Origin of the sequence: Algoriphagus aurantiacus, assembly GCF_035156405.1 — a bacterium.
Lineage (GTDB): Bacteria > Bacteroidota > Bacteroidia > Cytophagales > Cyclobacteriaceae > Algoriphagus > Algoriphagus aurantiacus.
Window position 1 is genome coordinate 98,721 of the sequence record NZ_JAXRUT010000012.1, and the last position, 12,680, is coordinate 111,400.

10 protein-coding genes are annotated in these 12,680 nt (G+C 40.1%); 1 reads left to right on the forward strand and 9 read right to left on the reverse strand.

Annotated features, from left to right (window positions below; all coding sequences use genetic code 11):
* Positions 1-126: 126 nt before the first annotated feature.
* The 9 genes from SYJ56_RS13280 to lpxK form a co-directional block, all read right to left on the reverse strand.
* The gene (locus tag SYJ56_RS13280) at positions 127-1,326 is read right to left on the reverse strand and encodes an AI-2E family transporter (protein WP_323834830.1); all 1,200 of its coding nucleotides are present in this window, start codon (positions 1,324-1,326) and stop codon (positions 127-129) included.
* Between the two features lie 337 nt (positions 1,327-1,663).
* The gene (gene ligD / locus SYJ56_RS13285; protein ID WP_323834832.1) at positions 1,664-4,087 is read right to left on the reverse strand and encodes a DNA ligase D; all 2,424 of its coding nucleotides are present in this window, start codon (positions 4,085-4,087) and stop codon (positions 1,664-1,666) included.
* Positions 4,087-4,857 carry a non-homologous end joining protein Ku gene (ku, locus tag SYJ56_RS13290; RefSeq protein ID WP_323834834.1) on the reverse strand — a complete coding sequence of 257 codons (771 nt, stop codon included), beginning with the start codon at positions 4,855-4,857 and terminating at the stop codon, positions 4,087-4,089. Before ku ends, ligD begins: the two co-directional genes overlap by 1 nt.
* A 114-nt stretch (positions 4,858-4,971) precedes the next feature.
* Positions 4,972-5,820 (reverse strand): SDR family oxidoreductase, encoded by an 849-nt coding sequence (locus SYJ56_RS13295; protein WP_323834836.1) that lies wholly within the window; start codon positions 5,818-5,820, stop codon positions 4,972-4,974.
* Between the two features lie 21 nt (positions 5,821-5,841).
* Entirely contained in the window at positions 5,842-6,090 is a 249-nt protein-coding gene (locus tag SYJ56_RS13300) for a DUF7218 family protein (RefSeq protein WP_323834838.1), read from the reverse strand.
* A 465-nt stretch (positions 6,091-6,555) separates the two neighbouring features.
* Entirely contained in the window at positions 6,556-7,800 is a 1,245-nt protein-coding gene (locus SYJ56_RS13305) for an ABC transporter permease (RefSeq protein ID WP_323834840.1), read from the reverse strand.
* 106 nt (positions 7,801-7,906) lie between these two features.
* Positions 7,907-8,518: a MiaE family protein gene (locus SYJ56_RS13310; RefSeq protein ID WP_323834842.1), complete on the reverse strand. Its 612-nt coding sequence runs from the start codon at positions 8,516-8,518 to the stop codon at positions 7,907-7,909.
* Positions 8,519-8,520: 2 nt separating this feature from the next.
* Positions 8,521-10,482 (reverse strand): putative porin, encoded by a 1,962-nt coding sequence (locus SYJ56_RS13315; protein WP_323834843.1) that lies wholly within the window; start codon positions 10,480-10,482, stop codon positions 8,521-8,523.
* Positions 10,483-11,538, reverse strand: a complete 1,056-nt coding sequence (lpxK, locus tag SYJ56_RS13320) for a tetraacyldisaccharide 4'-kinase (RefSeq protein WP_323834846.1) — start codon at positions 11,536-11,538, stop codon at positions 10,483-10,485.
* A gap of 39 nt (positions 11,539-11,577) precedes the next feature.
* On the opposite strand from lpxK, the gene SYJ56_RS13325 reads away from it, so the two are divergent.
* Positions 11,578-12,678, forward strand: a complete 1,101-nt coding sequence (locus SYJ56_RS13325) for a Nif3-like dinuclear metal center hexameric protein (RefSeq protein WP_323834848.1) — start codon at positions 11,578-11,580, stop codon at positions 12,676-12,678.
* Positions 12,679-12,680 lie beyond the last annotated feature (2 nt).

Genomic DNA, 12,680 nt, shown 5'->3' on the forward strand with positions numbered 1-12,680 from the left:
TGTCAGAGCCCTTTATAACCTATAACGCTTATTTTCGGGCTAATTAACCTAAAAAAAAGTTTTAGTAAATTATGACTTTCCCCATTTTGTGGAATTATCCTCTCGGTCTCTTTTAAAGAAAATGCTCTATTTACTGAATTTATCCCATACCTTTCCTCCCCACTTACTGAAGAAATTCTCCTCATCTGCACCTTCGACATCTTCTTCTCCCAAGGCATAGCCAAGTGGTTTAAGTGCGGGAGTTGCATCAAAAATTATTTTAGCAATACCTACAATTGGAATACTTAATACCATTCCCACGATACCCCATATCGCCCCACCCAGAATCACTACAACGATAGTTGCAAGAGGATTGATTTCCACCTTGCTTCCCACTACATAGGGCTCTAGAATGTAGCTCTCTACAAATTGAGCGAGCCCAAAAGTCAACGAAACTCCGACCAATGTCCAAAGTTCTGCACCTGCAAACACCGCCATTATTAGAGATAATCCATACCCAATAATATTTCCGATAAACGGCACAAGAGATAAAAAAGCAGCGATTACACTGATCAAAATGGCATTTTCAATTCCGGATATGGACAATCCAATGCTGTAAATAATGGCCAGAAATACAATTAGAATAAATCTTCCAACGATAAAATTTAGACCTAGCTCAATAGAGTGATTCATCACCTGTTCTGCCTCTTTGAGGTTTTCTTTGCTAAAAAACTTTAGAATGGAGCGCTTCACTTTATTCCTGTATAGCAGCAAAAAGAACAGGTAAACTAACGTAAGGGTGGCACTTGAAATAAAGCTAAAGAAATTCATCACGATCATCCCGATTTCTTCCGAAGCATTTGAAACAAGTTTTTCAGTAGATGACTGACCCGAGGTGGGCTCATCAGATGCTTCCTTTGCTTCTTCGGAGTTTTTATCTGGACTTTGAGTTTCTTCTGAATTTCCTGGAGAGTTAAACAGACCAGTTTGCTGCTCGATATTTATTCCTGTTTTTTCGGTAATGGTCTGCTGGACTTCCTCCAGTTTTGGCTGCATTTTTTTCTTTATCTCAGGCCAGCGTTCTGAGATATTTTCTACCTGAGCTGATAAAATCACAAAAAATGAGATGAAAACCATGAAGGTTAAAATCACACTTAAAAAAGCTGAAAAGCCTCGGGAGAGCTTCCAGCTTTCGAGCTTTCTGCACAGCGGTATGCAAATCAAAGTCAATAGTAAGGCAATAACCATAGGCTTGAGAAAGCCGGCTGCCTCAATGGTTCCTAGGATAAAAAAGTATGTTCCCAGCACCAGGAGTGTAAGGATGAATAGTATTTCTTTTGATTTCATTTCGTTGATTTAAGACTGAATTGAGCCTAAAGACTCACTATTTTCGAGGTGGCAGGGCAAATTTTAATTGCCCTAATACGTAATTTTTCAGACCGTATTTCCGCTGTCATCGTTTACGAGAAGGGCTCCATCGGGTAAAACAGTCACTAAAAGTGGTAGTGTAGTTTTAATAGGCATAGTTGGGTAAGGTTTGTTTTCTACCTTAAAAAGATCAATCATATAGCCAAAAAATCAAATGACTGAATTAATGTTACAAAGGTCATTTACAGGGACTAATCGATATAAAAACACGCACCAGTGTAGGTGGCGTGTGAAAAATTATACTCAATTCGGGTAGCTACCCATCTAGTCTTTGAAGTGCTTTTTCGATGCTGATTCCTTTACCGAGAACTTCTTTAAAAAGGTTAGGATGCTTTTTTAGCCTATCCTTAATCGTGAAAATTGTGAAGTCATTTTTATCCAGTTTGGAAGTTACTTCCTTCCAAAGCAAAGGGGTAGAAACGGTTGCCCCGGGCTTCGGACGTACGCAGTACACAGCAGCAAGTGTTTGTCCGGTGCGATTTTGAAGATAGTCCAAATAGATTCTACCCTTTCTGGCCTTCAGAGGTCTTTCCATGGTAGTGAGTTTTGGAAGTTGCTCCTGAATGATAGTGCACAGCAGTTTGCAGAAATTCCTCCCTTCTTCAAAACTGTATTTCCCTCCCATTGGAATATAGATGTGAAGTCCACTTGATCCAGAAGTCTTACAGTACCCCTCAATCTTAATCTCATCGAGCAAGTGATGAAATGCTTGTGCAACCTCAATGACTTGACTAAAATTGTTTATATCCGAAGGATCCAAATCTATCACGATGTAATCAGGCGTATCCAGTGAGCCAATTTTCGTATTCCAAGGATTAATCTCAATACAGCCCAGATTTGCCATGTATATGAGTGTGGCTTCATTCTGACAAAGCATGTAGTCAATATTCTTATCAGATGATTCAGAATAAATACTTGTGGTCTCTATCCAATCGGGATATCCTTCCGGTGTGTCCTTCTGATAGAAGCTATCTTTGTCTATTCCATTCGGATGACGATGGAGGTTTTGCGGGCGGTCTTTGAGGAAAGGTAAAATGTACTTCGAGACAGAAAGGTAGTACTCAATCAGATCGTATTTGGTGATCCCTTCCTTCGGCCAAAGTGGTTTTTCCAGATTACTTACCTGAACATTAATCCCGTCTATTTCCAGTGAGTTTTCTGAAGGTTCGTTGGTATTTCCAGGAGGTTGAGCTTTATCGATTTTTAGTTCCTGAGGAAATTTATCATTTCTTAATCCCTTAAAAACCGGCTGACGAAGCCGGCCGTTTTCAGTCCATTCTGCGAAAGTAACCTCTGCCATCATCACAGGATGTAACCATACAGGTTCCCTTCCATTTAAATTGATTTTCTCGGTAAAAGGCGATTTTGGCTGTTTGATTTTCACAAACGGGGAGATTAACTCCTTTTGCATAGCGATGGAAAAACCAGTTCCGCAATTACCAACATAAACAAGTTCATCCTCTTCACGCAAACCTAGAATCAACGAGCCAAAAGGTCTATTTTCTGATTTCGTATAGCCACAGATGATAGTTTCCATGCATTCATGTGTCTTGAATTTTAGCCAATCTTCTGACCGGGCACCCGGATAATAGAATGAATCTGCTTTTTTCCCGATGATCCCCTCTAATCCCTTGGCTTTTGCTTCTTCAAAAAATCCTTTACCTCCTCCTACCAGATGCTCACTATACCGTATTCCTGGCAACTCTTCTACCAAAGTTTCTAACAATTCCTTTCTTTCTTCAAGGGTAAGATGCACAATGCTATGACCATCGAGGTAGAGTAAATCAAAAACCATATAAATCAACTCTCCCCTCGGTTCTTCATTATAATGTTGCAGCCATTGAAATTTTGAAATTCCATTCTTGTCCAAGGTCACCACCTCTCCATCAAGAATGGCATTCTTGGGAAGGTCTTTCAAACTTTCTATCAAGGCTGGAAAAGTCTTCGAATAATCTACGCCATTGCGGGAATACAAGGTTGTAGCATTTGAGGAATGATTGCAGACCATGCGATATCCGTCCCATTTGATCTCATATAGCCAGTTTTTGGAAGTACTGAATTTCAGATCTTTACTGGTAGAGGCAAGCATTGGCGAGACTTGATGACTAAGCGTAAGTGCCTTTGAGGGCGTGGAAGTCTTTTCTACTTGGGTTTCACTGTGGTGAAGGTTTGCATCGTAATCTAGGTCCGTTGCAAATTCATCTTTCTTTTTGATCAAAAGCCACTGGGGCTGTTTGCCCTCAAATTTTGTTCTCACCAAAGCGAAATCTCCTCTCAACTTTGATCCAAAAAAAGTAATCTTCAGGTCTCCTTCATCCAACATCTTGAGTGCCGCATCTTCCTTGTCCGACATGGGGGTATAGGTACCAGAGTCCCAAATGGTCATTTCCCCAGCTCCATAATTTCCTTTGGGTATTGTTCCCTGAAAATCCAAATATTTCAAAGGGTGATCTTCGGTTTGCACTGCCAGTCTTTTATCATTGGAGTTCAATGACGGGCCCTTTGGTATAGCCCAGCTTTTCAGCACCCCGTCCATTTCCAGCCTCAGGTCAAAGTGTAAACGGGTAGCATCATGCCGCTGAACTACAAACCGAAGTTCACCAGTTTGCCCGGCGAAGTCCCCCCGAGGTTCATTCGTTTTCTTAAAATCACGTTTTTTATTGTAATCCTCCAGTGCCATCAGGATGCCTTCTTACGTTTTTCCAGACTGGCTTTGAGCTGTGCCATCAAATCTTTGGAAGGTGTTTTTTCTGGCTCAAATTTCTTAACCACCGCTTTTTTACCTTTTGATTTGGCTTTGATCACCTTCATCAGTTGCTCATTGTATTGATCTTTATACTTGGAAAGGTCAAACTTTTCGCTGTATTGCTTGATAAGGGACTCAGCCATTTCAACTTCTTTTTTGGTGGCTTTGGAAGTAGAAATTTTGAGATCTGCAGGACTTCGGATTTCGTCCGAAAATCGGATAACATGAAGAACCAATGCGTCTTTGTAAATTCCAATAAGGCAGAGATTTTCCTTCTGTCGCATTACAAATGTTGCCAGGCCAAGTTTCTTGGTCTTTTTTAGCGCATCACGAAGGAGATTGTATGCTTTCCCTCCTCCCTTCTGTGGCTCGAGAAAATACGGCTTTTTGAAAAGCATGTCTGCTACATCCACCTCATTCACAAAAGCTTCGATTTCTACGACTTTACTCTTTTTGGAATTTGCCTGATCAAAATCCTCGTCTTCGAGTATGATATACTTGTCATCGAGTTTAAAACCTTTAACTATGTTCTTCCATTCTACTTCCTTTCCAGACTTCTCATTGATTCTCTGATAGCGAATCCTTGCATGATCTTTCGAATCAAGCATATCCAGGTCAATTCTCCGGTCTTCAGAAGCTGAATACATTTTGATCGGGATATTCACCAGACCAAAACCTAACGCGCCATTCCATATTGATTTCATGATTTATTGGATTTGTGTTTAATCGTTTTTCAAAATCTTCAACTGATGCATTGCCAGAGAAATTTTTCATTGGAGATTTCTTAATAAAGAGTCTGACCAGTCCAGCATATTCCTTTAACCACCAACTATTTCCCCTCCATTTACATGGATAAATTGTCCTGTGATATAAGAACTGTCTTCACTCGCCAAGAAAACATATGCAGGAGCTACCTCACTTGGTTGCCCTGCTCTTCCCAAGGCAGTGTCTTGACCAAACTCAGTGACATCATCGAATGTGGCTGGAATCAATGGAGTCCATATCGGACCGGGTGCAACTCCATTTACACGGATTTTGTCCTTGGCAAGCATCAATGCTAAGGAGCGGGTAAAACCTACTATTGCACCTTTTGTACTTGCATAATCCACTAAATGCTCGCTTCCACGGTATGTGGTCACAGAACTTGTATTGATAATGGTATCTCCTGCCTGGAAATGCGGAATTGCCAATTTTGCCAAATGAAAAAATGAGAAAATATTAGTCTCGAAGGTTTCATGAAGTTGTTTTGAAGTAATGGAAGTGAGTTTATTTTTAGAAAACTGCACTGCTGCATTGTTTACCAAAATATTTATTCCCCCAAGCTCTTTCACGCATTGATTCATGGCTTTTTTACAAAAGCTCTCAGACTTAAGATCACCTTCGATCAACAAACATTTTCTCCCTTCCTTTTCTACCAGCTCTTTAGTATCCAGAGCATCCTTATCTTCACTTAGATACACAATTGCCACATCAGCGCCTTCGCGGGCAAAATGTACAGCGACACTTCTACCAATCCCACTGTCTCCACCCGTGATGAGCGCAATTTTATTTTCCAGTTTACTACTGCCCTTATACCCTTTTCGGATCACTTCGGGCTCTGGCTTCATTTTGCTTTGCTGTCCTGGGAGAGATTGCTTTTGTTCTTTAAATGCAGTTGGCTTTTTCATAGTTGTGTGGTTTAGATTAGATCAAGAATTTCGCAATGCTGAGATCAATTCAGTCTTAATCATTTTGCTTCTACCTTCGATTCCTACTTCTTTAGCCTTATCGTATAATTCTTGCTTTGATCTTTCTTCATATTCTTTGGCGTTGCCACCTTTTTTGCCCGAATTGGGGGTATTTGCGATGCGAGCTGCCTTGGTTTTACTCATTCCTTCTTTGAGTAGCGCCTCGTATTTTTCATCATTTTTGATGTTTGGACCATGGTCTTTTGTCATTATTTCAAGGGTTTAGAGTTAGTTATTCTGGTTTTTTACAGAATCTGAAAAACGGCTTAGACATTATACTTGATCTGAAAATCGGGTATACACCTATATTTTAACTCATAATAAATGCCGAAATCAATGAGACGTATAATCAGAATCAAGCTGATTGGCAACCCAACTGGATAGTGGTTAATCTCTGGCCTTAATAATTCCCAATGAAAATAAGTTGATTGAGAAATTTTAAGAGGTTGCCGTAAAAGGAAACATGATCGATTCCGCTAGCGGAGTGATCATAGGCGAAGCATCCAGAGGGAAAAATAATTGGCTATTGAAAAATTAATAACAGCAAGTTCTGAGTCTAGCAGGAAAAAACAGGGGATAATCTTGCAAAAACGAATAAGTGAAAACGCAAGAAATAACTAAAAAAGGCTTCCACTTAATTATTTGGAAGCCCTTTTATAGTATATAAAATTAGTTTTACTCGTATCTCAAAGATTCGATAGGGTCTAATTTGGAAGCTTTGAATGCAGGAAAATATCCTGATGCCAACCCAACGAAAATACAGATTCCGAAGGCTACTATCATCCAAAGCCAAGGAATTAAGAATCCTCCAACACCAATGACTAATGCAATAATATTTCCGATTGAAATCCCCAAAATCACCCCCATAGCTCCGCCTAAAATACAGATCATAATAGCTTCTAGAAGGAATTGTTGTCTAATTCTTAGTGGTGTAGCTCCTAAAGCTTTTCTGATACCAATCTCTCTTGTACGTTCGGTAACTGATACGAGCATGATATTCATCAAACCTATGGATGCTCCTAACAAGGTAATAAAACCGATACCAAAACCACCTATTCTAAGATATCCAGCTACTTCTTCCAGACTTTCCGCCACAGATTGGCTTTTTGTCAGGTCAAATGAATCTTCCTGGGCTACTCGATCTTGGCGAACCTCTCTCATCATGCCTATTGCCTGCCCCATTTCATAATCTATGCGTTCCGGGCCAGAAGCCACACCGGTTATATTATAATTAAAATTGCCCATTTTATCCAGACGGCTGGCATTTTGTATTGGAAGCAAAATCTGTCTATCTGCCCCTTGATCTGGCCCCATTCCGCCTTGCTCCTCAAGAATACCAACAATTGTATATGGCTTACCTAAAACAGTGATTTTTTGATTTAGTGGATCTTCACTAGTGTCAAAAAGGGTAGTTCTGAGCTCCTTGCCGATAATGCAAACATTATAACCATTTAGAATTTCCATACTACTGAAATTCCGCCCAAACTCAAGCTTTATCGCTTTGATATTTAGATAATTATCGTCGCCTCCACGGACACGGACATTTGGATTGGTTGTTTTGGATCCTCTTTTTATCTCAGCCCCGCCCGTCACTGACACAAATACAGTAGAAATACCAACATTGCTGTATTTCTCCTTGAAATCCATCACCTCTCTATAGGTGAGTTTAGGATAAGTTTTCTCTATTTTACCATCTTGAATTGCTCGGCCTCCGCTGTAACCCTTATTTCTTATATCGAATGAATTCGCTCCCAGACCAGAAAAACTATCTGCAATTTGGGTTTTGATTCCGTCAATTGCAGTTAGCATTCCTACAAGGGATGAGATACCTATAGCAATGATTGCTCCTGTTAGAATGGTTCGTAACAAATTCACTTTTATGGAGCGTACTGCTTCACGTACGTTTTCGATCAAATTCATAGTATGTTCGTAATAGAACGGATTTTTAGTGCAAATGCGGCAAGATAACTCAAGTATAAATAATTACTCTGGAAATGACTATTCGACTAGAAAAATTAAGATTTACTCAATGAATTCTGTCCCCACGAACTTCAATGGTCTTCATCACTTCAGCCTCGAAATCCAACCATTCCTGCCATCTTTCATTCACTTTTTCTGCATCTTGATATTTCCGAGCCAATTCGATAAAAGTAACATAATGTCCCGCCTCAGATATCATAAGTTCATAATAGAACTTTTGTAACTCTTGGTCTTCCAAATGAGTAGATAGTAATTTAAATCGCTCACAACTTCTTGCCTCTATCAGTGCATTCATCATCAATTGCTCTGTAAGCTGCTGCAATCTACTACCTCCTTTTTTTACAAAATTGGTAAGCTGAATCACGTATTCATCTTTTCGAGGAAAGCCGAATTTCAACCCTCTCTTGCGGATCTGCGCCAATACTCGCTCAAAATGCCCCCATTCCTCGGCAACTATTGGAGTCAAAGTATCGACCAACTCCTCTAGGTCATTGAATCTCAAAATCAGACTGATGCAGGAGGAAGCAGCCTTTTGCTCGCAGTATGCATGATCGGTCAGTACATCTTCCAATCTCATCTCCGCTATCCTAACCCATCTAGGATCAGTAGGTAGTTTCAAATGCAGCATTTTCTGTCTTGTACTTTCCTCCCAACTCATGATTAATCAAATAAATACCAAGTGATTCCCAGATCAATAAATGACTTGTAACCCGTATAATCAGGAGTAACAAAATATCCTTCGTTGTTCATCAAGCCACTATTCAAGTGATTGTATTTCAGCAAAACCCGAGTACGATTGATACGGAAATCCAGAAAAACATCAGCCACTGGATAACCATAGACATTGAAATCATTCTGCAAGTGAAATTGCTGGGTGGAAGGGAAATATGCCTCTGCATAATAATCCGAATGATACCGAATATCAATACCAAGCTGCACATAGACATTCTCATCAAACATCGGACTATCAAAGTAAAATTTGGTGTTGCCGTAGAATTTTGGGATTCTAAAATTATCACTTGACTCTCCTGAGATCTGAGTGAATATCACCTCCGTATCCCACTGGAATTTTTGTCCAATCCGCACACTCGACTTCAACCCCGGAATAAGCATAAATGCTTCTCCACTAGCCTGCTCAGCCATTCGCTCCTCATTGAAATACACATAATTGTTTATGCGGTTGATTGTCAGCGAAGGTCTGAGTTGGACTTTATTGAAATCTATCTTCAAAACACCTCGAACCTGATCCACACCTATATTATCGAAATCATTATCCCATTGGTAGTGATTCCCATAATACATCTGCTGCATGGATGTAGGCTTGTAAACAGCCTTTGTATAGTCCACTTCCAGCCAAGGAGACACAAACAAACCATGAAGCTTGAAAGCCCCTGGAATAAGGTATTCTCCATCTGCACTGATAGACCATTTCTCAGAAATCTTCCCTATCAACTCTCCCCCGAGATAAACCTCATTGAAGTTATTACTCCCATCTGGAAAAAAAGTGCTTTTCATCCTTCCCGCTCTAAACTTTGCGTGAGCATTATAATAAAACCCCTTGAAACTTCCTTTAAAACCTACTTCGTTTCCCCACTCTTTGAAATCACTATAATTCCTAGTGGTATCCGACTGAGTGTTATCCGACTTATCGTTAAGTCGAGTATTAGGGTAAAAAAGTGAATCACTGCTGGTCAATGCCGCCGATAAGGTGAAGTCCTTATTCTTCTGATCAAAAATATGATAGATCTGCAACTCATCGCGTACGCTGTATTCGTGATAAAAACGATATTCCTGACGCAGGTCACTTGCTTGGGTATTGCTCAGCCAAACTTTCGCATCTTCATAAGTGAAATATACTGAAGTACTATCCACCTCTGGAGGAATGATTCCCCCGATCTCATTTACTTTATGAAGCATTCTGGAAAAATTCCCCAAAAACCAATACTTCCCGTTTTCTGAGCGATAATTGGTATGTAAAGAATAGGAATTTTGCACTGTCATGTTATCATCCCTGGCGTTTGGATTCAGTGTCTTTCGAGCCCGCATGGTATGTAGATTAAAGCCCACATTCCACCTAGGGTTTATATTTCTGGCAAATGCTAGATCCAGCATATTCCGTTGACCTCCACCAAAAAAAGCAGACATCTCCGTGAATGGCGATTTGGTATCAAAATACTTGTTGTTTTCTGGAGCGTGGTAATATAAATCATAAACAGAAAACCCATCTCTAGTTCCGATCACATCTGGGATTTCATAGAAAATTGGCTTGGTCGCACTACCAATATTCCCCAGATCCTGATACTTCCAGTTACTTTTGGCTACTGGGTCATAATTATGAAAATTATTCAGTGCAGTATCCTGTGGATAAAGAATCAGATTGTTTCGCTTAATGTCTTTTTCGAAAAAGTACAAACTCGTCGTGGGTCCGTAAACCATCCTGGTACTATCATCCAATAAAGATCTTCTGCCTATAGATTCTTCCTCCTCATCTGGATCAATCAATTCTCCATTTCGCTGTTGACCTGTATTTTGGCGTGTTGGAGGCACAGTACGCTGCGCAAAAGCGAAGTGAACACTTGCGATGCTGAGGAAAAATATAAAACAGAGTAACCGTTTATTCACTTAGATATTGTCCTTTTTGAAGACCTTTTGTTGGATTTGTTGTGCCAAAGCTAACTCGTCAGCTGGTGAGAACCTCACTTCTATGGGCAGCACAAAAATCGGAATTTCTTCCAGAAATCCTTTGGGCGCTTTGGATTTAACTTTCACAGCATCTTTTTCGGTCGTTAGCACAACGGGATTTTCAGTCACATGTTGCTTATAAATACTCCGGACTTTATCGAAATCAACCTCTGAATAATCATGATGATCTGGATAGCTAAGTACTTCTAGCAAGTCATATTTTTCACTTACGTAATCTATCAGCGGTTGATCATTTGCCAAGCCTGTTAGCAGTATGATTTTGGGTGAAAAAAAAAGTGAAATCAGCAAAGGTTCAGGTTTACCATAAGAAATGGAAGAGAAAAGTACCAGAGTATTTGGACGGCTATATGGAGTTACTTGACTTGCAAAGCTAGTCTTCTCAGAAATATTTAGATCTTCTGGGCATTTAGTAATAATGATTACATCAGCTCTTTTGGCTCCAATTCTACTTTCTCTAAGTCTTCCCATTGGCAACAAAAAATCCGAGAAAAAAGGCTTCTGATGGGTAGTCAAAAGAATATTCAAATCCCCATTAACATAGCGATGTTGGAAGGCATCGTCTAAAATAATCAGTTCGGGCACATCTGATTTTGAGGCTATTCCCTTCAGTGCTTTCACTCGATCTTCACCTACGAATACCGAAATTTCTTTTCCAAACTTTTGATAAATCTGAAATGGCTCATCACCAATTTCCTCAGGAAAAACTTGCGAAGTAGCCGTTAGAAACCCTTTCGTTTTTCTTCCATACCCTCTGCTTAGTGTTGCCAAACGTCTCTCATTACGAAGCATTCGAATCAAAAATTCCACCATAGGCGTTTTGCCTGTACCACCCACACTCAGATTCCCTACTACGATACTTGGAATCGGCGAAGAGACACTTTTCAGCCAGCCCAAATCGAAAAACAAATTTCGAAGTCGGGTGAACAAATCGTACAACAAAGCAAAAGGATAAAGTAAAAAAGCGTACCAGCGCATTCCAGAATTACTATTTTTGATCAAATAAACAGAAAAATTATGGGATACAAGATTAGCGATGTGATTTCCTATCTGGAGCAAATCGCGCCTCCATCCTATCAGGAGTCATATGACAACGCTACTTTGATCACAGGAAATAGAAATTCCGAAGTGACGGGAATTGTCTGCTCGCTGGACTGCATAGAATCTACCGTAGATGAAGCTATAGAACTCGGCGCCAACATGATTGTGGCTCATCACCCGATTGTTTTTAAAGGACTTAAAAGCCTCACGGGAAAAAATTATGTAGAGCGAACAGTCATAAAAGCAATCAAAAATGATATCGCTATTTATGCCATTCACACCAATCTTGACCATGTAGCCCACGGAGTAAATAAGCGGATTTCTGATCGATTGGGACTTCTGGACACCAAGATTTTACAGCCAAAAAAGCAATTACTACGCAAACTCGTATTTTACGTCCCCGAACCTGAGAAAGACAAAGTTCTTCAAGCTGTCTTTGCTGCTGGTGCAGGGAAGATTGGCGAATATTCGAATTGCTCATTTCAGGTAAAAGGTACTGGGACTTTCACGCCTTCGGGAAAAGCGAATCCAACCATTGGCGAAATCGAAAAAGCACAAGAGGAGCAAGAGGTTAGAGTGGAAGTTTTGGTTTCCAATCATGCACTTCCAAAAGTTTTAAGGAAAATGAGAGAAACTCATTCCTATGAAGAGGTAGCCTACTATGTACAAAATCTTGAAAATGAAAATCAGGAAGTGGGCGCGGGAATGATCGGAACACTTTCTCAGGGAATGGGAGGCGAAGAATTTTTAGATTATCTCAAGGCCCAAATGAACTTGGATGTGATTAAACACACGAGCCTGATTTCCCGAAAAATCAAAAAAGTAGCCGTTTGTGGAGGAGCTGGAATTTTCCTTCTCAGCGATGCGAAAAAAGCGGGTGCGGATGTCTTTGTGACTGCCGATGTGAAATACCATGAGTTTTTCGATGCAGACGGAGAATTAATTCTCTGTGACATCGGACATTATGAAAGTGAAATTTTCACAAAAGAATTACTCTGGGAGTTTTTGTCACAAAAATTCCCTAATATTGCACTCTATTTGACAAAAGTAGTTACAAATCCCTCATCCTATCGATAGTA

Coding starts and splice junctions, on each gene's coding strand:
- SYJ56_RS13305 (WP_323834840.1), bottom strand. CDS start 7,800: ATGAATTTGATCGAAAACGTACGTGAAGCAGTACGCTCCATAAAAGTG.
- ku (WP_323834834.1), bottom strand. CDS start 4,857: ATGAAATCAATATGGAATGGCGCGTTAGGTTTTGGTCTGGTGAATATC.
- SYJ56_RS13295 (WP_323834836.1), bottom strand. CDS start 5,820: ATGAAAAAGCCAACTGCATTTAAAGAACAAAAGCAATCTCTCCCAGGA.
- SYJ56_RS13325 (WP_323834848.1), top strand. CDS start 11,578: ATGGGATACAAGATTAGCGATGTGATTTCCTATCTGGAGCAAATCGCG.
- SYJ56_RS13310 (WP_323834842.1), bottom strand. CDS start 8,518: ATGAGTTGGGAGGAAAGTACAAGACAGAAAATGCTGCATTTGAAACTA.
- SYJ56_RS13300 (WP_323834838.1), bottom strand. CDS start 6,090: ATGACAAAAGACCATGGTCCAAACATCAAAAATGATGAAAAATACGAG.
- SYJ56_RS13280 (WP_323834830.1), bottom strand. CDS start 1,326: ATGAAATCAAAAGAAATACTATTCATCCTTACACTCCTGGTGCTGGGA.
- lpxK (WP_323834846.1), bottom strand. CDS start 11,538: ATGCGCTGGTACGCTTTTTTACTTTATCCTTTTGCTTTGTTGTACGAT.
- ligD (WP_323834832.1), bottom strand. CDS start 4,087: ATGGCACTGGAGGATTACAATAAAAAACGTGATTTTAAGAAAACGAAT.